Source organism: Scytonema sp. NUACC21 (genome assembly GCF_054684315.1).
The window spans coordinates 147,792-173,899 of sequence record NZ_BAAFZH010000101.1; the positions used below are offsets into that span (position 1 = coordinate 147,792).

A 26,108-nucleotide genomic window follows, 5' to 3' on the forward strand; every position below is an offset into this window, starting at 1 on the left:
CGCTACACCCTCCCTAAAGAAGTCTGCTCGGTAATCATCTCTTCTATCTCTTCCTCCGAAAGCTCAGCTAAGCTCAGGAGGAGTTGAGCAGTCCTTTCAACTTTCACTCCCTCACTAGGATCTTGGAGAATCAATGCAGCCAAGTCAGCTACAGTGGATGTTTCAAAGAAACTGCGTAGTGGCAGATCTACCTGCAAGGTTTCTTGAACTCGGGACACGACCTGAGTCGCCAGGAGAGAATTCCCCCCCAACTCAAAGAAATCGTCGTAGATCCCAACTTGCTCGATCTCAAAGACTTCTGCCCAGATTGCCGCAAGCACTTCTTCAACGGAATTTCGCGGTGCCACATAGTTGCTTTTCAATTCCAGTAGAGCCGTGTCAGGTGCTGGAAGGGCACGGCGGTCTACCTTGCCGTTAGGTGTCAGGGGTAGGGTTTCTAGCAGTACTATGGCAGAGGGCACCATGTACTCGGGTAGCTTTGCTTTCAGGAAGTGGTGCAGTTCCCCATTCGTTGGCGCTGGCATCTGGCTCACTACCACATATGCCACCAAGCGCTTGTTACCCGGTACATCCTCCCGAGCTACGACCACATTCTCGCGAACGCCGGGATGCTGTTGCAGCGCCGACTCTATTTCTCCGAGTTCAATGCGGAAGCCGCGAATTTTTACCTGGTTGTCAAGGCGACCGAGATACTCAATGTTGCCATCACTTAAGTAATGCGCTAAGTCACCAGTTTTATACAGACGCTCCCCTGGCTTTGAGCTAAAAGGATTGGGGATGAACTTTTCTGCCGTCAGTTCCGGGCGGTTGAGGTAATCCCGCGCCAAGCCGTCACCGCCGATATACAATTCCCCTGGCACGCCTATCGGTACTGGTTGCAACTGTTCGTCCAACAGATATACTTGGGTATTTGCAATCGGGCGACCGATAGGGATGGTGTTTCCAATGTCAGTTTCCCGTGGTACCGCGTAGCAGCAGGTGAAGGTTGTATTCTCCGTCGGTCCATAGCCGTCGATCGACTGACATCCTTTAAGTTGTTGATGAACCTTTTGCACGTGGGATACTGATAAAACATCACCGCCTGCAAGTAGTTGACCTACCTGCTCCAGGTCAGAAAGTCGCTCGTCTACCATCAGGTGGAACAATCCTGCTGTCAACCACAGTATTGTTACCTGGTATTGTCTCAGGGCTTGCCCTAACTCCTGCAAAGATGGCATATGGGCAGGCATGACCACCAACCGCCCACCGTTGAGCTGGCTGCCCCAAATCTCAAAAGTTGAGGCATCAAAGGAGATGGGAGCAAGTTGCAGGAACACCTGTTCTGCACTGAGGTTGGCATAATTGTTTTCTTTGACTAACCGCACGACTCCCCGGTGTATAATCCTCACACCCTTGGGTGTACCCGTGGACCCTGAGGTGTACATCACGTAGGCGAGGTTTTCGGGTGTTGCTTTGCTCGTGAGGTTTTCTAAGCTTTGGTGGGTGCCGCTCTGAGCACCGTCGTCGGCATTGGTTCCCCAGTTGCTGTCGAGGTAAACAATAGGTGCCGTGTGTTCTGGAAGCTGCTCAGCCAAATGCTGTTGGGTCAGTAGTACCGATACACGGGCATCTTTGAGCATGAAGCCCAAGCGTTCTTGGGGATAGGCTGGGTCTAGGGGTACGTAAGCCCCGCCAGCTTTGAGAATGGCTAACAGCCCTACGACCATTTCCAGCGATCGCTCCAGGTAAATGCCAACGAGTACTTCTGGTTCCACCCCTAGGCAATGCAAGTGGTGGGCTAGCTGATTCGCCCTTTGGTTCAACTCAAAGTAGGTCAGTTGTTGGTCTTCAAATGCCACCGCCACTGCATCCGGTGTTTGCTCCACCTGTGCTTCAAATAACTGATGAATACATAAATCTTTCGGGTAATCCGTCGCCGTGCGATTCCATTCCTCCACCAGAGTCAGGCGCTTTGCTTGTGTTAACAGCGGCATATCTGTAAGGCGCTGCGATGGATCGCTGACAATGCTTTCTAGCAGGGTCTGGAACTGCTCTAGCATCCGGTTAATGGTACTAGCATCGAACAGGTCGGTGCTGTAATCCATTTGCAACAGTAATTCACTGTTGCTTTCAATAACATTCAAGCTGATATCAAAGTGTGAATAATTAATAGGAGGTGAGACCAACTCAAGTTCCAGCCCAAACATCTTTGGCACAGCCAAGGGTCGATCTAGGTTAAATGTTGCGGTCACCAAAGGAGAACTGCTGGCATCCCTGCGTAAATTCAGTTGGTTGAGTAATCGGGCAAAGGGATAATCCTGATGTTCGTAGGCATCGAACAGAACACGCTTGACCGTGCTGAGATATTCTGAGAATGCAGGAGACCCTTCTAGAGAAATGTGTATTGGTAGTATGTTAGTACAGTAGCCTACCATACTTTCACAGCCTTTCAGCGATCGCCCTGCTACTGGAACACCAATCAAAATATCATTCTGATTTGTCAATCGCTGCAGCAAAGTCATGTAGGTCGCTAGCAGGGTCATAAAAAGCGTGTACCCCTTCTGCCTGCTGAATTTTTTGAGGGAGTCGTAAAGGTTTGCCTCAAGCTTCAGACTGGCTCTGGCTCCTTTATAGGTCTTGACAGATGGTCGCAGGTTATCGCAAGGTAACTCCAAAACAGGAATCGAGTCGGCAAATTGCCCGAGCCAGTAATTTTCGTGTTTCAACATATCTGCACTTTGGCTCTGCTCCATCTGCCATTCGATATATTCTCTAAATTGCAGAGGTGGCTCCTGTTGGTAAACACTGCCCTGACACTGTGCGGAATAAAATGCACCCACCTCTTGCAACAACACGCTAATCGACCACCCATCAATTATCATGTGATGAGCCGTCAAAACTAGTAAATGCAGTTGTTCCTCTAACTTCAAGATGTGACAACGCAAGAGAGGTCCTTGGGTAAGAGCAAAAGGTTCTTGGCTTTCTTTTGTGAACCATGCTGCCACTTTAGACTCGCGTTCGCATCTATCTCCAGTTGACAAGTCAATCAAAGGAACGTCTATCTTGAGAAATGGTAAGACTTGCTGAAAATCGCCCTGGCTGCTAATAGTTGTCCGTAAAGCTTCATGGCGATCGATAACTTGCTGCAATGCCTGACGCATCGCCTGTAACTGAAAAGGACCGCGCAACTGGAGAGTTGTCGTGAGGTTGTAGGCAAGGGAACTATCGTCACCCATCTGCGCCAAAATCCACAGTTGCTTTTGAGCCTCACTCAGGGGTACTTTTTGTACCTCCTTTGCTTCTTCATCCGTTGCTTGTTGCGTTTTTAAAGATGCAGAAGCAGGTACCGCATCTGTAGCGGAAAATGGTTTTGTAAGAGTGTTTGATTTGCCATCCAATTGTTGATTACCCTCTGGCAATTTTGCCGAAGGGTTCAAAAAAAAACCGCCCTCTTTTAACTCCGTTACGCTATCTTTAACCGCCTGAATTATATAATTAATATCTTCATCGGTGTGAGCTGTGGAAACAAAACAAGTGCGTCCTTCCCAAACGTAGACTCCCTTTTCGATGAGGTGATAAAACAGTAAATCGGTTTCTAAACGTTGATATAAATAGCTAAAATTACCAGATAAGGCAAAGCGGAAAAGCGAGCCAAAATGTACCACTTGGATGGGCACGCTCTCTTGTTGAAAATAAGCGTTAAGTGTTTCGGCTAACTGTGATGTGCGCTGATTTAACCGCTCTTGAAGAGCTGGTCCCTCCATCTTTAAATGCTTGAGAACAGCTCTTGCCGCAGCCATAGCCAGTGGATTCTTGTTAAAGGTTCCGGCAAAAAATGTTGTTTCTATCTTGGGATAAGACGCTTCTCCATAACTCCACATACCGCCGTCGATTTTATCCATGTATTTCGCCTTACCACCGACGATTCCAATGGGTATCCCACCGCCCACTAGTTTGCCATAGGTAGCAATGTCTGCATCAATACCAAACCACGCTTGTGCTCCACCGGGATGAATGCGAAAGCCAGTAATCACTTCATCAAAAATCAACGCGATACCCGCTTGTTGCGTTAAGTCCCTGAGTTCTTGAAGAAACGCTTTGGGTTGCAAATCAGGTCTTTGACTTTGTACGGGTTCCACCAAAACAGCAGCTAATTCACGGGCATGAGTTTTGATGATTTCGAGAGAGCGAGGAGCACCATAAGTGAGAACTAAAACGTCATCAACGGCGTGTTGTGACACACCAATAGCCATGGGCGCAGATTGCTGCTTTCCGCTGACATTTCTTGATATGGCTAAAGTTCCGTCAGAATGACCGTGATAAGAACCACTGAATAAAGCAATTTTGGCACGACCTGTCGCAGCACGTGCTACACGCACCGCTGTCATCACAGCTTCTGTACCCGAGTTACAGAAAGTCACTCGCTCCATTCCCGTCAGTTCGCAGAACAACTCGGCAACTTCACCTGCAAATTCCGATTGTGGACCGATTTGTATACCTTGCTCTAGCTGCTCTTGTAGAGCTGTTTGAATAAAGGGGGCACCGTGACCGAAAAGATGTACGCCAAAACCCATTGCAAGGTCTATGTACTCATTACCATCAATATCCCAAATTCTGGAACCTAGAGATTTCTGTCCAACTATTGGATAAAGCATCTCCTTGATTTCAAAACGGAACCCTAGTGAAGCTCTCCTATCAGCTAGAACGGGGCGGTAGGCTTGGGCTCGTTGCTTTGATTTTTGGGTACGTTTGGTATAGCGTGCGATTAGTGCTTCCAGGTGGCGCTGTTGCTGCGGGCTCAGTTCCCTTGCTCCAGGCTGTTCCACTCCCCAGAAAGTAGAGGGTGAGGATGCTTGGGGGGTAGTTTCATTGGGTTTAAGCTTAGTGAAAGATGGGGATTCAGTAACGTGGTTGTTTTGTACGCTACTAAAAGAATGAATAACAGGTGTCGTGTTTAAATGAGCGGATTGAGAAGATCTATTCTGGGAGAAAGACCGCTGCTCCACAGAAAAACCCTTGCCCCGCATAACCTCTAGCTGTTGAGACATCACCTGAGACAGCACTTCTAACTGCTGTTTCATGATTTGCTGCAGCCCATCCCCATCTGTTGCTCTCTCATCTTTCATATCCACTGTCGGATGTTGGTTTGCGCTTGCAAGTGCATTTCCCCAAGCTGCTTGAGTTGGCTGACTCGAATGCACAACTGGCTCAAACTCGGGTGAAGGGGAAACTCCCAGAGTAAACGCTGGAGGAAGGTTGCGATCTATATAATTTGCGAGTGCATTGATTGTGGCTAATTCTTCAAATAACTGTCGAATGGCAATTTTAATCCCAAAAACATTTTCAATAGCTCGTAACGCTTCAATCAAGACTATGGAATCGGCACCCATTTCCGTAAAGGGAGTCTCCACCTCTATTGCAGAGGGGTCTGCTTGCAGCGAATTTGCCACCCAAGCTTGCAATGTTGAGAGAATTTCATCTCGGCGATTGGTCTTGGGCGTCATATTCACCTGTGGAGTAGATGTTTCCACTGCTACGTTTTGATTATCCATAACGCTTGTTGTTTCAACCCAGTAACGCTGTCGCTCAAATGGATAGGTTGGAAGTGACAAACGGCTCCGTGAATAGTCCCGCTCAAATCCGCTCCAGTTGAGATTCCCACCGAGTGTGTATAGTTGAGATACACTTTCTAGCAACACCTGCCAATCATCCTTGCCCTGCTTTAAGGAAGGCAGCCAAGGACCTTTTCCTTTGGGCAGACATCTCTTACCCATTCCCAACAGAGTGGCGCTAGGCCCTATTTCTAGAAATATCTCATAACCCTGTTGAGCTAGGGTTTTCATCCCAGCCGCAAATTGTACAGTTTCTCGCATATGGCGACGCCAATAGCTTGCATCGGGGATTTCCCCAGCTTTTAGCATTTGACCCGTCAAATTTGAGATGAGTGGAATACGTGGGGCGTTAAATTGCACTTTTTCCGCCAAGTGCTCGAATTTGTCGAGAATCGACTCTATCAGTGGTGAGTGGAAAGCATGGGAAACCTGCAAGTGTTGCACTGCAATCCCCTGTGACTTCAACTGCGCGATGGCAGACTCTACAGCTTCTCGCGCTCCTGAAATGACGGTGTTTTCTGGACCGTTCACAGCAGCAATTGCAATCTGTGACTTATAGGAAGCAACTGCTGTTGCCACTCGCTCTTCACTGGCAAACACTGCAGCCATCTTACCATTTTGTGGTAATGTTTGCATCAATCTACTGCGTTCCGCGACGAGTTTTAGCCCATCTTCCAGGCTGAACACTCCAGCCACGCAGGCGGCTACATATTCCCCCAGACTGTGACCCATAACAACGGTTGGTTCTATGCCCCAAGAGAGAAACAACTCAGCTAGGGCATACTCCAATGCAAACAGTGCTGGTTGGGTGTATGCTGTTTCATCTAGGGACGAGGTTACTTCATTTTCTGGATAAAGCACCGATAACAGAGGCTGCTGTAGATAGGGGCGGAGTATTTCGTCACATCGCTCCAACGTTTTACGGAAGGTTGGCTGTGTTTCGCTCAACTGGCGTCCCATGCCAACATACTGGGAACCTTGACCTGTGAACAAAAACGCTACTTTGGGCTGATTTGTACCTTCCACTTTGCCACTCAGCACCCGCACTGGCTTATCGCTGGCGAAAGTACTTAGCTGCTCGCGTAGTTGAGCTAATGTCTCAGCTACGACGGCTAAACGATGGGAAAAATGCGATCGCCCTGCATTAGCCGTATAGCACACATCTGCCAGGGATACTGAAGGATGCATTGCTAAGTAGCTTTCAAATTTAGTTGCTAGTTCTCGCAACGTCTTCTGGGTTTTCGCTGATAGACAGAAGATGTGTAACGGGCGTTCTAGTTGTGACTCTACTGGTTTGGGTGCAGGTGCTTCCTCCAGAACCACATGAGCATTAGTACCTCCAATACCGAAGGAACTCACCCCTGCCCGACGGGGGGTTGTGCTGGCTTTCCATTCAGAAAGTGTGGTGTTAACGTAGAAGGGGCTGTTCGTAAAATTGATGTGGGGATTGGGTTCCTGAAAGTGCAGGCTGGGCGGTAGCAACTTGTGTTTGAGGGCTAAGACAGTTTTGATGAGACCTGCAACACCGGCAGCCACATCCAAATGTCCGATATTGGTTTTCACCGAACCAATCGCGCAGAAGCCCTTTGCCTCAGTACTGGCGCGGAAAGCTTGTGTCAGCGCAGCAATTTCAATGGGATCTCCTAAGGCTGTTCCCGTGCCGTGAGTTTCTACGTAGGCTACAGTATCGGATGTTACTCTGGCTATGGTAAGTGCATCTTCAATGACCTGTGCCTGACCTTGCTCGCTGGGTGCGGTGTAACCAACTTTCAAAGAACCATCATTGTTGATAGCAGAACCTTTGATGACCGCATAAATATTGTCCCCATCCGCTTGAGCATCTACCAGTCGCTTTAAAACAACAATTCCCAAACCGTCACCTTTTAAGGTTCCCCGTGCTTTGGCATCAAAGGCTCTACAGTGACCATCGGGAGAAAAAATCATCTCCTCTTGATACAAATAACCTGCTTTTTCTGGAAGGTATATGGAAACACCACCAGCCAAAGCCATATCGCATTCGCCATTTAGCAGACTTTGACAAGCTAGGTGGACGGCAACCAGTGAAGTCGAACAGCCGCTTTGGATCGTGACACTCGGACCTTTTAGGTTTAACTTGTAAGAAACACGTGTTGCTAAAAAATCTTTATCGTTTGAAATCAGATTTTGGAAACTGCCTGCTGTTAATTCAGGATTTGGGCTAAGGTTGAACAACAGGTAAGTGTTTAAACCCGCACCAGCATAAACTCCAACCGAACCCTCGTATGTTGCAGGATTGTAGCCCGCATCTTCCAGCGCCTCCCAAGCGCACTCTAAAAAGAGGCGATGTTGTGGGTCCATAATATTAGCTTCTCGGGGAGAAATGCTGAAGAATGATGCATCAAACAGGTCTACATCTTGCAATACACCTTTAGCTTTTACATAGTTGGGATTGCTCAGCAAAGCAGAGTTAATACCTGAAGACCTGAGTTCCCGGTCAGAAAAAAACGAAATAGATTCTACTCCATTCTGTAGATTCTGCCAGAACTCATCAATACTTTTGGCACCTGGAAAGCGACCGGATAAGCCAACAATAGCTATTTCCAAATCCAGCTCATCATTATTATCAATAGTATTCAGATGACTCATTTTGAGCAACTCCTATCTATGTTTTAATAAATGCTAATAAATGCTTTTTGACGGGGTTGCATTTTTCCGGCGCTCCATTGATTTTTTACGCATTTCAAGTCGTTTTTGACTTTGCTGGAGAGGCGTTTGTTCGCCCTGTTTGGAACTTAAATATTCAACCAGGGAACTGATAGTTGGGTATTTAAACATTTCAGTCATTAAGAAATCTCTCTTAAAGACTTCTTGCAGTTTTTTATGAACCTGAGCCATGAGTAATGAATGACCTCCGAGATCGAAGAAATTGTCATGCATCCCCACCTTTTCTATACTAAGTGCCTCTTGCCAAACCGCAGCGATCGCTTGCTCCACTTCTGTTTGGGGTCCAACATAAGCCTCTGCCAACTCTGAGGAAAGGCTCTCCGGATTGGGCAGTGCCTTCCGGTCTACCTTACCATTGGGCGTTAACGGTAGGGTATCGAGGGTTACAAAGGTTGAAGGCACCATGTACTGGGGTAGCTGTTCCTTCAAGAAGTTTCGTAACTCATTGGATATAAATGCCTGCTCTTGATTCAGAGTCACATAAGCTACCAAGCGTTTATTGCCAGGAATATTCTCCTGAATCAGGACAACAGCCTGCCGCACGCTAGGGTGCTTGCTTAGTAATGTCTCGATTTCTCCTAGTTCGATGCGAAAGCCACGAAGCTTAGTCTGAGAATCTATGCGCCTAATATACTCTATATTACCATCTGGTAGGTAACGAACTAGATCTCCAGTTTTATAAAGACGCTCTTTTGGGTCGTGACTGAAGGGGTTGGGAATAAACTTTTCACCGGTCAACTCGGGACGGTTGAGGTAACCCCTGGCTAGACCCGCACCACCGATATACAGTTCGCCAGGAATTCCTACAGGCACGGGCTGTAAGTGTCGATCTAGTAGATAAATTTGCGTATTAGCGATCGGGCGACCAATAGGAACTAACTGACTGCTGTTGTCAACCCGACAGATGGCGGACCAAATGGTGGTCTCTGTAGGCCCATACATATTCCAAAGGGAAGCGCCCGTTTCAAGCAGTTGATTGGCTAGCTCGCGGGGTAGGGCTTCCCCGCCGCAGAGTATTTTCAGTTGATGATTACCTTGCCACCCTGCTGCCAGTAGGAGCCGCCAGGTTGTTGGAGTCGCTTGCATGACCGTAGTGTTGGACTGGGTTAGCCTTTCTAGCAACTGTGTGCCGTCAGATGCTGCTTCCCGGCTCACTACGACTACACGAGCCCCCACCATGAGGGGGAGAAATAATTCCAGAACCGCAATATCAAAGGATAGAGTTGTGACGGATAGGAGGGTATCTCGGTCTGTCAGTCCCGGAGAAAGGCTCATAGAAGTTAGGAAATTGACGACAGCGCCATGCAGGACTTGTACTCCTTTGGGTTTGCCTGTGGAGCCCGATGTGTAGATGACGTAGGCTAGGTGCTGACTCGTAACGTTACTGCTTGGGTTTTTCTGACTTTCTCGGGCAATCTTCTCCCAATCTACATCCAAAGCGACTGCGTGTGCCTGGTGTTTTACAAAGTTGTTCGCCAACTGTTGTTGAGTTAAGAGCACTGATACCCGTGCATCTTCGAGCATGAATGTCAAGCGCTCCTGGGGATAGGAGGGATCTAAGGGCAAGTAGGCACCACCCGCTTTCAATATGCCCAACAGACCTACAAGCATTTCTAGCGATAGCGAAGCGCTGCTGCAAGCAGCAGATCGCTCCAGGCACAGCCCAACTAAACTATCCGGTCCGATACCCAGTTTCTGGAGGTAATGGGCAAGACAGTTGGCGCGGCAGTTCAACTCAGAGTAAGTCATTTGCCGATCTTCAAACACCGCTGCAACAGCATCAGGGGTGCGTTCGACCTGAGCTTCAAATAACTGATGGATACAGACATCTTGCGGATACAGGGCTTGAGTGTCATTCCATGCCACCAGTAACTGCTGGAGTTCTGGCGGTGTCATCATCGGCAAATCGGATAGCCGTTGCTCTGGGTTGGCGACAATACCTTTGAGCAAAGTTTGGAAATGTTCTGCCATCCGAGCAATAGTAGCAGCTTCAAACAGATCTGTGTTGTATTGCAAGGAAGCAGAAAGTCGCTTGTCCGTTTCAAAAATCGTCAACGTCAAATCGAAAGCAGATCCTTTCTGTTGTGAGGCAAAGGGTTCCAGTTCTAGTTTCTCTTGATTGTTTCCCGCTACTGTTTTATTCTGTTCATTCCTTTGGTGTGGCTTATCCCAAATGAACATCACCTGAACCAGCGGCGAGAAACTGGGGTCACGTTTCGGACAGAGTCGCTCCACTAGCAACGGGAAGGGGTAATCTTGATGAGCGATCGCCCCCAAGACTGTGGAGCGCACTTGGCTGAGAAACTCCTTGAAACTGGGATTTTGAGAAAGATTTGCTCTCAAGACAACTGGGTTGGCGAAGTAACCCACTATTCCCGCAAACTCGTTGCGACTCCGACCAGTTGTAGGTGAGCCAACTAAGATGTCTTCTTGATTGGTGTAACGGTAAAGTAGCACTTGAAAGGCAGCCAAGAGACTCATGAAAAGAGTTGCGCCTTCGGCTTTAGCCAATTCCGCCAGATTTTGGGTCAGTTCTTCATTCAATTTGAAGGAGTGGGATGCTCCACGGTAAGTTTGGACTGGCGGACGGGGGCGATCTGTCGGAAGATCCAGCACGGATAACACACCGGAAAGCTGTTTCTGCCAGTAGCTCCACAGCCGCTCCCCTTCAGAACCTGCCAGCATTTGGGATTGCCAACGAACGTAGTCTGTGTACTGTAGGGTGAGAGAAGGTAGAGACGCTAGTACACCAGCTTTTTCTATAAAATACAGCAGGCAGAGTTCATTAATTAACACCTCAAGGGACCAGAAATCGCTCGCAATATGGTGTACTGTCAGTAAAAGAACGTATTCCCCCTCCCTTGTTGTAAACAAGTTTACCCTGAGTACAGCCCCGCTTTCCAAGTCGAAGGGACGGTCGGCTTCTTGTGCAAGCCGCTCGTTTAACTGTTCGTGGCTCAAGGTTGAAGCGTCTATGACTTCAATGTCAACTTTCTGGTGGGGGTGAATCTGTTGAACAGCACTGCCGTCCTGTACTGTGTAACCAGTCCGCAAGGCAGGATGACGCTCTATGAGTTCCCCAAATGCCCGTTGTAAGACAAGAATGTCCAAATCGGAGCGGACGCGTGCCGCATACATAATGTTGTAAGCAGGGCTCTCCGGTGCCAATTGGTATAAGAACCACAAAGCCTGCTGACCGCAAGAGAGAGAAGATACAGATTTTGATTCGCTGGTTTTTTGCTGAAGTAGCTGTGCTAGAAGCGCACGCTTTTCATTGAGTGAAGGTTTTTTACCATTATTATTAGCACTGACGGATTCTCTTGCTACTGTCTCCACATTCTTTGCTTGTCTGTGATTCGTGAAAGCAATTTGTTCGTCATGACTGCGTAAGTCTTGATTATTGTTAGAGATATTACTCACACTCTTGAACCTCCTTTTCAGCCTGGATGGAACTTAGTAAAGAATCTACTTCCTCTTCGGAAAGTTGATTCAGTTTGGCTAACAAATACTCTGTGTTATCCGTGTTGATGCCATCAAATTGGTTAACGTTTTGTGTACTCTGGCTGAGTGTAACTGGCAATGCCAACTCCACTGCAGGTGTTGCTATTTGTTCAAGCAGTTGTGTTGTTAGCTTTGTCACACTGGGACCTTGAAGGAAGGACACTACTGATACCACGACCCCTAAGTCGTTCTCGATGCGGTTCTTCAGTTCAACAGCCATCAAAGAATCAAGTCCCAGTTTGTTAAGAGGTTGGTGTACATCTAGCTGAGATACCGTAAGCCCGAGCACCCCAGCTACCTGTTTGCTAAGGTAAGACTCTAGCAAGCGTTGCTGCTTTTCGGGTTCGGCAGCTATGAGAACGTCTCGCGTTAAACGCTCTTTTCCTTGGACACTCTCTGGCTCAAGCAGAACATCCAATTCCTCCTGCAGCAGATAAGAAAGCAGCGGTATCTTGCGAGCAGCTGGATAAACATCACGTAACTGAGACCAGTTAACAGGTATCACCGCGACTTGAGCAGAATGTTGCGGGAGTAATTTTCCGAGCAGTTCTAGACCAAGCTTTGACTCCAGATTTCTAATTCCCATGCGTGTGAGGTACTTAGCTAGACGCTTTTCCCCAGCTTTAGTTGCTAACGCCCAAAGCGGCCAGTTAATGCTTAAGGCAGGTCGCCCCTCAATTTGTCGGTGGTGCGCTAGCGCATCTAGGAAAGCATTGGCAGCAGCATAGTTTCCTTGTCCGGGTTGAGGTAGCAAGGAACTCATCGAGGAGAAAAGAACAAAAAAGTCTAGAGGAGCATTTTCCAGGAGTTGGTGCAAGAGCAAACTACCTACAACCTTAGGTCGCCAAACCTCGTTTAAAGCAGTTGGATCGAGCTCCACCAGTGTTCGGTCCTGCACCAGCCCAGCTGCATGCACCACGCCTCGAATGGGTGGCCAACCCGAACGGTGAAATGCTTCTATGAAAGATTTCATCTGCGCCTCACTTGCCACATCCACTGATGCGAGATACACGCTGGCACCGAAGGACTCTAGCTCTTGTATGGCAGTAATTTGACTGCCAAGGCGACTGTCCTTTTCTACTTGGTTCCAGTAAGTGCGTTCGGGCAACTGTGTACGCCCCAAAAGTATCAACCGCTTTGCCCCTTGCTCCACCATCCACCGGGCAACTAAAAGACCCAGATCGCCCAATCCCCCTGTGATTAAGTAGCTGCCATCAGAGTGCAACAAAAGAGGAGCAGCTGGCAGTGTGGACTCGTGCTTGCGTACTAAACGGGCAACGTAACGCTGTTTTTCACGAAAAGCCACCCGATCTTCTCCATCCTGACTGCAAATTTGCTGCCACAACAAAACAGAAGAATCATGTATGGGTGCTTGGGGGTCTAAATCCACCAATCCTCCCCAGAAGGTAGAGTGTTCCTGACTAATGGTCAGACCTAATCCCCACAGAGGTGCTTGAGCGATCTGCTGCAAGCAGCAGCGCTTCGCTATCGCCAACTTCATCGGTTTGGATTCTACCATCTGAGTTCCTTGAGTCACCAGCCACAAGCGAACCGTCTCCCCCCATCCCGAGCGCTCCAGTTCCCGAACCAAATGTATAATACTGTTACACCCTAAAATCTGGGCTGTGTCCAGAGAAGCTATGCTTGTGTCTTCTGCAGCCAGGATATTCAGGCTCCAAAGGTGGACTATTCCACGACAGGGGGGCTGTTCTACTCCCAAGGTCATTTTCAGCAGCAGCTGCATATCTTCTGCTCGTTCCGGGTGAATGTAGAAGTGCCCTTCATCCACGCGCTGATATGCTTCGCCTGGGTAAACAAGAATACACCTTTGTTCCCGTTGCACCAACAAATCTGCCAGTTGCTGACCAACACCGGAGGTGTCTGCCAATATCAACCAAGTTCCTCGGTTTCCAAGTAGTTCATCCTGCTTTTCTAACGGCAAAGGTTGAGGTTGCCATGTCACCTCGTACAAGCAATTATCCGGGTTTTCTGTAATGATTTGCTCGGGCTGTTGCTCGTCAGATAACTCTAGATTGGGAATCCAGTCTGTAAATTGCTGTACCCAGTTGTTGTGCTTTTGCGGATGTGACAGGAATTGTTTGGGAGCAGCATCAGAGCGAATTTTATATTGTTCTTTCAGAGAATTTAACTGATTTAACCCTTCTAAAACGGAATCAGTATCTACTCCGAAATCAACAAAGCAAGCAATTTCATCAACCCCAATTGCTATGAGTTTGTCAATGATGGGCGAGCATGACTCTGGAGTTCCAATCAGAGCGCTCGTTCCTATATAACGCTCATAAGCAGTTGAAAATATGTACTCACGCTCGGTTTGAGAAAGTTTGTTGAAATCTACAGAAAGCCCTTGGCTCTTGACTAAATTTTGAAAAAGTCCTACCGATGACTGGAGGTACTCGTAGAAAGGTTTACGAGCTTTTTCGCGAACCTTATCAACATCATTGCCTACAAATGTATGTAGTAAAACTGTTACAGAACCTGATTCTGGGTCGTACCCGTGCTTTGCCAAAGACTCACGATACAAAGCTATGTTCTTCGCTAAATCTTCAATCGTCTGACCCATGAGGTTAGTTAAAACACCAGCGCCCATTTCCCCAGCTTTTATATAGGTTTCCGGATTATTAACGATTGTTAGCCAAATCGGTAACTCAGACTGCATTGGCATGGGAAAAAGCTTGACACTGATATTGCTTTTAGCACCATCTATAACTGAAATTGATTCACCGCGCCAAAGTTTTTGCACTGTCTCAATTCCTTGAAACATGAGTTCGCGATGGTTGCCATAAGACTCAGGGGAGAAAACAAAATCATTAGCATGCCAACCGGATGCAAACGCAATTCCTACTCTGCCTTTGGACAGATTATCGACGACCGACCACTCCTCTGCAACGCGAATTGGATGATGCAGTGGTAGAACAACACTGCCTGCACGTAGTTGTATGCGTTGGGTGACTTTGGCAAGTGCAGCACTTATCACTGATGGATTGGGCGAAAATCCTCCAAAAGCATGAAAGTGACGTTCGGGAATCCATAAAGCTGCAAAATCGTGTTCATCAGCAAATTTTGCACCTTCAAATAGCAGATTGTACTTGTCAGCAATGAATTCTGATTCGTAGTTGCCGAAATAAAATAAGCTAAATTGAATTTCTTGTTTCGTATTTTGGCTTGTTTTTATTTCCCCAGATTTAATGTCAGCAACAGAAGATTTCTCTGTATTTCGTTTCCACAACCCAAATGACTGCTTTGCATCAATTTTTGGTTCGACTTGTGGTTTGACAGTTGTTTTGGGATGCTCCACCTTGTCTGAAGCAGACGAAGAAGATGGAGGGACAAGATAGTTTGCAGGTTGTACAGATTGAGATGTCTCCGATAAAAGCCCTTGATGTGCAGACAAACTATTCTTTTGTAAGACCTCTAACTGTCGGGACATAAATTGAGTGAGGGCTTCGATCTGCCGTGTCATAATTCGTTCCACGGTAGCTTCGGAGACCAATCCTCTCTCCTGGAGAAACTGGGTTGCGGAGTCAGATTTGGGAAGATTTTCCTCTGCGGGCGATTGAAGGGGGGTTTCTTCAAGGGTGCTAACTGGTGTCGTATCTGATACCTTATAAACACTTACATCCATCTGTGGATTTGATTCCCGAACATCTATAAGGTGTTTGTCTCTGTGTTTGTTAGACTCGAACCAATAACGGTGGCGCTCAAAAGGATAGGTAGGTAGGGGTATGCGGCACCGTCGGTAGCCCCCATCGAATCCAGTCCAGTCTGCATCCACGCCTTTGACGTACAATGTGCTCGCACTGTTCAAAAGGGTTTGCCAGTTATCCCGGTCTTTCTGCAGAGAAGGCAACCAGGTGCCAATGCCTTTCGGTAAACAGCGCTTGCCCATACCCAACAAAGTTGGTTGCGGTCCTAACTCGACAAACAATTCGCAGCCCTGCTCAATCAGGGTATCTATCCCTTTTTGAAATTGCACTGCAGATCGCATATGACGCCGCCAATAGCTTGCATCCGGGATTTCCCCTGGTTGAAACATTTTGCCCGTCAGATTTGAAATTAGGGCAATATTTGGGCTGTGAAACTTTATTGTTGCTGCTAGGGACTCGAATTCGTTGAGAATTGGGTCTACTAATTGCGAATGGAAGGCGTGAGAAACCTGCATTGGTTGTACGAGTCCCCCCTCCGACTTTAACTCCTCGGCTACCAACTGCACTTGTTCTCTTACTCCTGAAATGACGGTGTTTTCAGGTCCGTTAACAGCAGCGATCGCTACCTGTTCTTCATAAGGAGCAACAGCGCTGGCTACCCGCTCATAGGGAGCAAAAACGACTGCCATCTCACCGTTGTGGGGTAAAGACTGCATCAACCGACTGCGAAGGGCGACAAGCTTGAGTGCATTTTCCAAGCTGAACACCCCAGCCACACAAGCTGCCACGTATTCTCCCAAGCTGTGACCCATAACAGCATCGGGCACAATCCCCCAGGACAGCCATAATTGGAAGAGGGCGTATTCTAGAGCAAATAATGCTGGCTGGGTATAGGCTGTCTCGTCTAAAGGCGAGGTTATCCCGGCTTTGGGATAAAGCACCGACAACAGAGGCAGTTCCAGATAGGGGCGGAGCAGTTCGTCGCATCTATCCAGAGTCTGACGGAAGATGGGCTGGGTTTCGTAGAGCTGACGTCCCATGTTGGGATATTGAGAGCCTTGACCGGTGAATAAAAATACTATTTTTGGTCGATTTGTGCTATGCACTTGTCCGCTCACGAGTTCAGGTACCTGCTTGCCACTAAGGAAAGCACTTAGTGCCGCTTGTAACTGCACGGTCGATTCGGTGACGATCGCCAGACGGTGGGAAAAGTGAGATCGCCCCGTATTGGCAGTAAAACAAACATCTGCCAGCGACACTTGAGGATGAGTCTCTAAAAACCCTTGATAACTTTGCACCAAGGACTGCAAGGCGCGATCGCTTTTTGCAGATAGAGTCAATAGGTGCAATGGGCGCTCGCTTTGCTCTTGTCCGGAAGGCACATCGACATTTATATCTGCTTTTGTTGGTAAAGGCGGCTCCTCCAGTACCACATGGGCATTAGTGCCGCCAAAGCCAAAAGAACTCAAACCAGCCAAACGACGCTTTGAACCCGCAAACCAAGGCTGTCCCTTTTTGGGGATAAAAAGTGATGTACCTTCTAAAGAAATGTGTGGATTTAACTGGTTCACGTGCAGTTGAGCGGGAATCTCCTCATGCTGTAAAGCCAGCACTACCTTAATCAAGCTGGCAATACCAGCAGCTGCCTCCAGGTGACCAATATTGGCTTTTACCGATCCAATAGCACAGGGTTCGTTCTTTGAACGGTTGGGCATCAGTACCACCTTGAGGGAATCAACCTCAATAGGGTCTCCCAAAGATGTGCCAGTACCGTGGGTCTCTACATAGTTAATTTCCTCTGGTGCCACAAGAGCATTTTTTAGGGCTTGACGGATGACCGCTTGTTGGGAAGGTCCGTTGGGTGCCGTCAGCCCATTACTGCGACCATCCTGGTTGATGGCAGAACCTCTAATTAGTGCGAGGATATTGTCTCCGTCCCGCACAGCATCAGAAAGCCGCTTCAAGAGTACTACACCGCAGCCTTCTCCCCGTACATAGCCGTCAGCATTTGCGTCAAAGGTCTTACAACGACCATCGGCAGACATCATTTGTGCTTTAGAAAAGGTGATGTTCAACTCTGGGGAGAGAATGAGATTCACCCCACCTGCTAAAGCCATGTTGCACTCTCCATGACGCAGGTTCTGGCACGCTAAATGCACCGCCACCAAAGATGAAGAACAGGCAGTATCTACTGCCAAACTCGGTCCACGTAAATCTAGTAGATAGGACAAGCGGTTTGCGGTAATGCTAAAGGCGTTGCCAGTGCCAGCATAGGCGTCAATTTGAGCATAATCCTCAAACTGCAACCGTGAGTAGTCGTTGGTACTGATGCCGATGAAGACTCCAGTTTGACTCCCAGCCAGTTTATCCGGTGCAATTCCAGCATTTTCCAGTGCCTCCCACGCAACCTCCAGTAGCAGTCGTTGCTGGGGGTCCATACGCTGTGCTTCTCGTGGAGAAATCCCAAAGAACAGGGGGTCGAACTGGTCTACTTGGTCTAGGAATCCGCCCCAACGAGTCACCATTTTTCCTGGTGTTGCTGGATTTGAGTCATAGAACGTGTTGACATTCCAACGCGCTTCTGGCACCTCAGTGATGGCATCCATTTGAGAATGCAGTAGGTGCCAAAAAGCTTCTGGGTCCTTGGCATGGGGAAAACGGCAGCCCATACCGATAATGGCGATCGCCTCCCTTTCAATATCCCGGTTTGCATCTACCTGAGAGATTGACTCTGAGACATCCGATTCTCCGGCTATGTACCGAGCAAGGGATTCAATAGAGGGGTAATCGTACACTAGGGTAGGAGAAAGCTTGCGTTTGAGCCAATTTTCTAGCTCGCCCGTCAGGCTTACGACTGCCATTGAATCCAAACCATAACGGATGAAAGGTTCTCGAACATTTATGTCATGGGGATTGACCCTCAGCCGTTCGGCAATTTTAGAGACTAACCAGGCTTGAATTGCTTGGGCTGTTTGAGAACCCGGTTGCAAATTCTTTTGCTCGTTAGAATGATTATGACTTGAGAAGGAGTATTGTTTGCGAGTTTCTAATTGCTGCATTAAAGTTTCTACTTCTGCCTGTAGATGCTTTAACTTTGCTAAGCTTTCATCACTCTCAGTCCATTCTCCTACCACATTTAAGCTGCCAGACAGAAAACCAGCACGGCAAGGTTGACGCTGAATTTTGCCACTAGACGTCTTGGGGATGGTTCCCGTTTTGAGGAGCAATACGGCATAAACTTGTAATTCGTGCTGTTGGGCTACTGCCAGACGGATCTCTCCAATGACCTCATCTACATTCAAATTCCGGAGGTGACTGCGCTCTACTTCAGTTGCTATGACCAGTCGCTCCTCTCCATTCACATCAACTGAAAACGCTGCGGTACAGTTTGAACGCAGTGCTGAATGACTGTTTTCTACCGTCAGTTCTATGTCCTGGGGATAGTGATTGTAACCCCGAATGATAATGAGATCCTTGAGACGACCGGTGACAAAGAGCTGACCGTTCTTGATGAATCCCAAATCTCCCGTCCGGAGAAACGGACCTTCTCTCGTGTCCGCTAAATACGCGCCGAAAGTACGCTCTGTCTCTTCAGGTCGGTTCCAATAACCATGACTCACGCTGGCACTCGACACCCAAATTTCTCCCACTTGGTTGGGCAGACAAGTAGTTCGAGAGGTGGGATTTGCGATCGCAATCTTTGTATCGACTAAAGTACTACCACATCCCACCAGCATCCGAGTCTCTGCCTCATTTGCAGAGATTTCAATAATTTGGTGCCTTTCTAGGGCAGTTGCCTCAACAGTGCAGAAAATAGGCATTTCTGTCTTGCCTACGCTAGTAACCTTCAGGGTTGCTTCAGCAAGCCCATAGCTGGGACAGAAGGTTTGCCAACGGAAACCATAGGGTTCAAAAGTCTGTACGAACCTTTGTAAAGTTTCTTGGCGGATTGGCTCTGCACCATTTGCAGCCACACACCAAGAACTTAGATCTAAAGTCGTACACTGTTCGGGCGTGATTTTGCTAGTACAAAGTTCATATGCAAAGTTTGGAGCACCACTATGGGTGGCTCTATAACGCGAAATCGCTTGTAGCCATCGAATTGGTTGCTGAATGAAGGATGTGGGTGCCATTACGACACACGGACACCCTTGATGCACCGGTTGAATGATTCCGTAAACCAATCCAAAATCATGGAAGTGCGGGAGCCATGATACAAGCACACTCTCTGAATTAGTTTCATGCCCCAGGGCAATATCTAGTGAATTGGCGATCGCATTTCGATGGGAAATCTTGACTCCCTTTGGTTTAGAAGTGGAGCCAGACGTGTACTGTAGATAAGCTAAAGTTTCTGCATCAATCTCTGGAGTTTGCCATGCCTGTGCCAGTTCAAGAGCCACATTGTCGGTAGTTAGCAACCGTATAGCCGCCAAGTCGGTAGCGTCACCGAACCGTCGCTCTAGATAAGACAGAGTATTTGTGCTTGTCAGTACCAGCGTTGTTTGTGCATCTTCCAAAATCGCCAGCAAGCGATCCATGCTTTGGTTATTGCTCCGGGGCTGATAGGCGGGGATAGCAACAACCCCAGCGTACAGGCACCCAAAAAACGCGGCAATGAACTCCAAACCGGGCGGGTAGAGCAACAGCGCCCGCTCTCCTGTGGCTTCCAGACTTTGGAGCATCGCAGCGATCGCCCGTGCTTGCAAATCCAATTCTCGATAAGTTACGCTAACTTCCTCGATTTCTCCATCTTGTAGAAAAATAAAAGCCTTTTGGTCAGGCTGGTGTAGCGCCCTACCTTGGAGAATGTCTACTAAAGTAGCAACATTACTGTCTTTAAGGAAACCTTTGGAGCCCAAATTATGACTGGCTGTCATTTAGTATCTCCCGTAATTTAACAAGTGTTTTTTAAAATGGCTTTTCAGATGGTTCTGTTGCAAAAACTTTTGGGAGAGAATATGGGGGTAAAAATCTCTTTTCAGAGAATGATTTTTTTACACATATTTCTACTTTGGCAGTGACTGTGACTATTTCTTGATTTAATTAGAGAGGAGTATATTCACCTACAATAGCTTCTTAGGAGAGGGTTTTCAGGCAGGGTAAGCTGTCACGCTAAAATTCGCAAACAGCTTAGAAATACAGGCTTTGTCATGATTGGCTTTCTAATTTTGAATTTTAAATTTTGAATTCCTTATTTTTGTTTTTACTAACTTTTTCTTAAATTAGCCTTAATTAAGTTAAATTTTTCTTGTTTTATCTTACTTCTATCTGAAGACTGACTTTAATGCTTAGAACTAATCTATCGATGATTTACGTACTTTCCTCAGTATGTTTACTGCTTTAAAAATGAAAATCATTTTATTACATGGACATCTGTTTTTAGTTATAAAATTAAATATTATAAAGATATGTATAAGTTCTCCAGTTCGCTCCCAAGGTAATCGCGCAAAAACAAATTTATGTGGGTTTAACTGCACGCCGGTTTTATAGTAAATTTGTACCAAACAAGAAAAATAATTAAAGATGAGGGAGATGGCGTTAGTCTATGTATGATGGTTTCGAGTGTCATCAATTAGACGAAAAGCATAAATTTTGGACTGGAACTTTACCAGCTCAATTCCATTTGAAGCAATCAGAATTTGATGCTTTATGGGCGATACATCCGTGTGATTTTCATGAAATCCAAATGCACGGGCGTTTGGTCAAAACACCACGTTGGCAGCAGGCTTATGGTGTAGATTATCGTTATACAGGAAGAGTCAATAAAGCTTTACCTCTGCCTTCATTGCTTGAACCGCTTGGACAATGGACAAAGGATAACATAGATAATCGTCTCAATGGAATTTTATTGAATTGGTATGATGGCAAGTTAGGTCACTACATGGGAAAACATCGCGATAGTACTATAAATATGCTCAGTGATGCACCTATTGTTACCATCTCATACGGAGAAGAGCGAATATTTAGGTTGCGTCCTTGGAAAGGAGAAGGCTACAAAGATTTTATAGCGAAACACGGTCACGTATTTGTCATGCCTTTTGAAACCAATAAATTTTGGACGCATGAGGTTCCCTTTTCCAAGAAATATCAGGAGCGAAGAATTTCTATCACACTTCGAGTCTTTGATATCACAACTCAGGATGAATGACGATGACTTGAGCGGTGGCTATCAACTACGAGAGAAAATCTGTTGCCATCTTATTGCTAATAATTGAGAATGACTTGGATGTCTCATATCCTAGGTTTCACGCTTTCTCACCGCTTCTAAAAGTTTGGACAAAGTTACCCACAATTAGATAAATTTGGACAAACCCAACTCTACGGTATAAGTTCGCTCAACTAGAAGCGCATCGCTGCTTGGTTCCGTTGCCTTGTGACGAAGGTTCCTTGACCACTAGTTCCCAGTTATGCTTGCCCAGTTAAGTCAGCCGCTAGGTGATAGTCTTGGTCTTGTTTGAAGGCGTTATTCCGCAGATAACACCACAAAATAGTGACCATTCCCAGTTCATGGGCACGTTTGAAAGCTTGGCTAACTTCCTGAATTTGTCTGGTAGATTGCTCTGAACCAAAATAAATTGTCGCACCTACAGCGACTGCACCTAAATTCCAAGCCTGTTCAACTGAGGCGAACATAATCTGGTCAAATTGATTGGGATAAGTTAGCAGTTCGTTGTGGTTCAGTTTGACAATAAACGGGATTTTGTGGGCATATTTACGTGATATAATCCCCAAAACTCCCAATGTTGTTGCAACAGCGTTGCAGCCTCCTTCAATTGCCAGCTTAACAATATTTTCTGGGTCAAAGTAGATAGGATTGGGCGCAAAAGATGCACCTGCTGAGTGTTCAATACCTTGATCTACCGGGAGAATAGATAGATAACCGGTGTTGGCAAGACGTCCGGTAGAATAAAGAATTTGCAAATTACGCAGAACCTGGGGGCTGCGATCGCTGTTCAGCCAAACTCGGTCTACAAAGTCCGGTCCCGGTAGATGTAATAAATCTTTAGAAACTTTTGCCTTGTGGGTAAGCAAGTCTTCGGCTTCTTGTCCCAGCAAAGACTCAATAGAACTAGGTACAGACAGCGTTGTGGTCATAAGGGTTTCCTCAGATAATGTACAAGCGTGTCTTTGCCTTTACGATAGCATTATGAACTAGACACGATAATTTAGTGTTCTGTTGACAGAGGTGCCTTGTTATGTTGCCTAAACCCAAAAAACGCTGGACACCCTCAAATTGGGCAAGTTGGAAACCCTTTGGTATTGGAGAACAATATCCCAACAATTACTGGGAAGTTTTTCGAGCCCTTTGGCTATCCCGCAAAAATTTGCCCTATGCCTGGAACATCCTCAATAAGGGTGTATGTGATGGCTGCGCTTTAGGGACAACAGGTATGAAGGATTGGACTGTAGAAGGAATTCATGTCTGCAATGTGCGACTGCGACTTTTGCAAATGAACACAATGCCAGCCTTTGACCCAGCCATCCTAGAGGATGTCTCGGAGTTGCAAACCAAAACAAGTGCCCAATTGCGCGAGTTGGGGCGGCTACCCTATCCAATGATTCGTCAACGGGGGGAAAAAGGGTTTCGTCGGGTAAATTGGGATGAGGCAATGGATGTGATTGCTACTCGCATCCGCACCACGACACCAGACCGTCTGAGTTTTTATATCACCAGCCGAGGTACGGTTAACGAGACTTACTACGTTACACAAAAAGCTGTGCGGGCTATGGGGACAAACAACATCGATAATGCTGCCCGCATTTGCCATTCTCCCAGTACAGCAGGTCTTAAAGCTGCCCTTGGTGCAACTGCTACCACCTGTTCTTACAAAGATTGGATTGGTACAGATTTATTGGTCTTTATAGGCTCAAATGTAGCAAACAATCAACCTGTCACTGTTAAGTATTTACATTACGCAAAGAAGGCAGGCACAAAAATAGTTGTTATCAACACCTACCGCGAACCAGGAATGGAGCGATACTGGGTTCCCTCAATTGTAGAAAGTGCTTTGTTTGGTACCAAGTTTGCAGAAGATTTTTTCCTCGTTAACGTGGGCGGGGACATGGCTTTTTTGAACGGGACAATCAAGCACGCGATCGCCAATAATTGGATAGACCATTCATTTATCGATCGCCATACCACTGGTTTTAATGAATTAAAAGCCTTTGTTGAAGCTCAATCTTGGGAAGATTTAGAAAGGCTTTCTGGAGCATCCCGCGATGATATGTACGCCTTTGCCAAGATGGTTGGGGAAGCAAACAAGGCTGTATTCGTCTGGAGTATGGGTATTACCCAGCATGAGTGTGGCGAAGACAATGTACGAGCCATTATTAATTTGGCTCTCACCAAAGGTTTTGTTGGTCGGGAAGGTTGTGGTTTGATGCCCATTCGAGGACACTCAGGAGTGCAAGGGGGTGCAGAGATGGGCTGTTACGCGACAGTTTTCCCTGGTGGTAAACCCATGACTCCAGAAAATGCTGCCGAGTTGAGTCAGCTTTGGGGTTTTGATGTGCCAACTACCAAGGGTTTAATTGCGCCGGATATGATTAACGCTGCATATGAGGGACAGTTGAACGTTTTGTTTTCTGTCGGGGGTAACTTCTTGGAAGTCCTTCCAGAACCAGATTACGTTGAAGCTGCCTTAAAACGGGTTCCACTGCGAGTCCACATGGATATTGTCCTTTCCAGCCAAATGCTTGTAGAACCAGCTGATACGGTTGTACTTCTTCCAGCCACAACTCGTTATGAAATTCCAGGGGGAGTCACAGAAACCAGCACTGAACGCCGAGTCATCTTCAGCCCGGAAATTAAAGGTCTTCGTATTGGTGAAGCACGCCCGGAATGGGAGGTGTTTGTGGAATTGGCAAGACGCGTTGGAAAGACGCGCCATGGCACGTCTCTACATTTTGCCGATACGGTTGCAATTCGCGAAGAAATTGCTCAAGTGGTTCCCCAATATGCTGGGATTCAACATCTCAAGGAAGCCGGGGATCAATTCCAGTATGGTGGATCGCATTTGTGCTTTGGCTGGAAATTTCCCACAGCAGATGGCAAAGCTCATTTTGCAGTGGTATCTCGTCAAGAGCAAGAATTACCAGAAGGTTATTTTTTGGTCACTACACGCCGGGGCAAACAATTTAATAGTATGGTGCAAGAGCATAAGGACGCCATCACTGGCGCACTGAGAGAGGCAGTGTTGATTAATAAAGCAGATGCAGCAAAGTTAGGATTCAAAGATGGTGACGCTGTTGTTCTTAAGAATAATTTGGGTGAGTTCAAAGGACGAGTGTGTATCGCACCAGTTAACCCAAGAAATTTGCAGGTACATTGGCCCGAAGGTAATGTGCTGTTAGATAGAAGTAAGCGATCGCGTGAAGGAGTACCTGATTACAATGCAGTGGTACGGTTGGAAAAGTTTCCACGGCCTGGAGACCCGACATAACTTTTAGGGATATTTTTTATAGGTATCTGTAGAGACGCTTCAAACAGCGCGTCTCTATTGATTTGTATCACCCTTTTTGTAAAATGGTGTTATCCATAAAAGATGACTTTATGCGGGTATCAGTTCAGAATTGGTTTCTGATGGTGCAGCATCTTGCACTAAGGAAGGGGAACTATCTTTGCGTTGGAAAATATTACCTGCAAATCCTAATAAGCCATTGACCTTGCGAGTACGCCACTCATCTACAAGTTTTTCCACGCTAGCAGCTGGCATTCGTCGCATCATTGCTTCATAAAGATAAGCAGCATGACCGGTTTCATCCTTGGCAATGCTCAACATTCCCAATTTCAAGTTGCGGGTGGTTGGGTCGTTGTCAGGTAAGACATTTGCCATGCGGACAAAGTCTCTACTCGCATCTAACTCTAGGATGTAAGTGCTACCCATAAATACATCCCAATCAATGACTTCTGGTTTGAGTTGTTCTTGAGAGTACCCTTTGAAGAAAGCGGCAAAGAAAGGGCTGCGCCTTTCTTGCGATTTATTTTCCTGAGGATTTTTTGGCAAATTTTTAAAATCTATAACTTGTTTGTTAAGTTGTTTTAAAGCGTGGGCAAAAATTTGACCGTGCCTTGTTTCATCTGATGCGTGTTTTGCCAGTTTTTCGGCAAGCCATGTATCACCTTCTGCTGCTGCGCGATCGCTCAGTGCAGTCAAAACCGGAACAGAGCCAGATTCTGCCAACTGGAACCCTGCAAGAACATTAGGGCGAGTTTTAGGGTCACGGATTTGAGCAGCTAAGTAGTAGGCGCTGACACCAGAACCAACTAGGTGCATGAAGTAAGTCGAGAGGTCCATGAGAACTTGGAACTGATTGAGAGAAAGTTACTTTTCTTATAGTAGTTCTCATTTTTGATTGTTGTAGTAAATTTTTCATGACTGCTTGGTCATTCTTTGCAACGTAGCCGGAGAGGGATTCTTAAATCGCCAGATGTATTTTGTAGGTTGGTATCACTTCGTCCTACCCAACAATTCGATTATATGTTGGGTTTCGTTTCTCAACCCAACCTACTCATTGAAATGACTGTTACAGTTGGGTTTTGTTCCTCAACCCAACCTACTCATTGAAATGACTGTTATAGTGTTTTAGTCTTTAGTAGAGTTGCATCTTGTTCTAAACCTGTCTCAATCAAATAGGTCTCTTCATA

At 46.7% G+C, this 26,108-nt stretch carries 6 protein-coding genes and 1 pseudogene; 2 read left to right on the forward strand and 5 right to left on the reverse strand.

Features of this window, described 5'->3' with window-relative positions; translation table 11 throughout:
- Positions 1 to 2: 2 nt before the first annotated feature.
- Genes ACYRY3_RS33140 through ACYRY3_RS33150 form a run of 3 tightly spaced genes read right to left on the reverse strand, consistent with a single transcriptional unit; the run spans position 3 to position 20,337 of the window.
- On the reverse strand, positions 3 to 8,216 hold the full coding sequence (locus ACYRY3_RS33140; RefSeq protein WP_460205911.1) for an amino acid adenylation domain-containing protein: 8,214 nt from the start codon (positions 8,214 to 8,216) through the stop codon (positions 3 to 5).
- 33 nt (positions 8,217 to 8,249) lie between these two features.
- Complete coding sequence (locus ACYRY3_RS33145; protein WP_460205912.1) at positions 8,250 to 11,714, reverse strand: non-ribosomal peptide synthetase; 3,465 nt, start codon at positions 11,712 to 11,714, stop codon at positions 8,250 to 8,252.
- On the reverse strand, positions 11,707 to 20,337 hold the full coding sequence (locus ACYRY3_RS33150; RefSeq protein WP_460205913.1) for a MupA/Atu3671 family FMN-dependent luciferase-like monooxygenase: 8,631 nt from the start codon (positions 20,335 to 20,337) through the stop codon (positions 11,707 to 11,709). Before ACYRY3_RS33150 ends, ACYRY3_RS33145 begins: the two co-directional genes overlap by 8 nt.
- Positions 20,338 to 21,005: 668 nt before the next feature.
- Between ACYRY3_RS33150 and ACYRY3_RS33155 the strand changes: the two genes are divergently transcribed.
- Entirely contained in the window at positions 21,006 to 21,608 is a 603-nt protein-coding gene (locus tag ACYRY3_RS33155; RefSeq protein WP_460205914.1) for an alpha-ketoglutarate-dependent dioxygenase AlkB, read from the forward strand.
- Between the two features lie 260 nt (positions 21,609 to 21,868).
- Here the strand turns inward: ACYRY3_RS33155 and ACYRY3_RS33160 are convergent.
- Positions 21,869 to 22,555: pseudogene (locus ACYRY3_RS33160) on the reverse strand (class I fructose-bisphosphate aldolase); the annotation flags it as partial.
- A 101-nt stretch (positions 22,556 to 22,656) separates the two neighbouring features.
- On the opposite strand from ACYRY3_RS33160, the gene ACYRY3_RS33165 reads away from it, so the two are divergent.
- Positions 22,657 to 24,903, forward strand: a complete 2,247-nt coding sequence (locus ACYRY3_RS33165) for an FdhF/YdeP family oxidoreductase (protein ID WP_460205915.1) — start codon at positions 22,657 to 22,659, stop codon at positions 24,901 to 24,903.
- A 108-nt stretch (positions 24,904 to 25,011) separates the two neighbouring features.
- On the opposite strand, the gene ACYRY3_RS33170 is transcribed toward ACYRY3_RS33165, so the two are convergent.
- Positions 25,012 to 25,758, reverse strand: a complete 747-nt coding sequence (locus ACYRY3_RS33170) for a ferritin-like domain-containing protein (protein WP_460205916.1) — start codon at positions 25,756 to 25,758, stop codon at positions 25,012 to 25,014.
- Positions 25,759 to 26,108: the final 350 nt, after the last annotated feature.

Excerpts from the sequence above, each read along its gene's own strand:
- ACYRY3_RS33170 (WP_460205916.1), bottom strand. The coding sequence starts at position 25,758 with ATGGACCTCTCGACTTACTTCATGCACCTAGTTGGTTCTGGTGTCAGC.
- ACYRY3_RS33150 (WP_460205913.1), bottom strand. The coding sequence starts at position 20,337 with ATGACAGCCAGTCATAATTTGGGCTCCAAAGGTTTCCTTAAAGACAGT.
- ACYRY3_RS33155 (WP_460205914.1), top strand. The coding sequence starts at position 21,006 with ATGTATGATGGTTTCGAGTGTCATCAATTAGACGAAAAGCATAAATTT.
- ACYRY3_RS33165 (WP_460205915.1), top strand. The coding sequence starts at position 22,657 with ATGTTGCCTAAACCCAAAAAACGCTGGACACCCTCAAATTGGGCAAGT.
- ACYRY3_RS33140 (WP_460205911.1), bottom strand. The coding sequence starts at position 8,216 with ATGAGTCATCTGAATACTATTGATAATAATGATGAGCTGGATTTGGAA.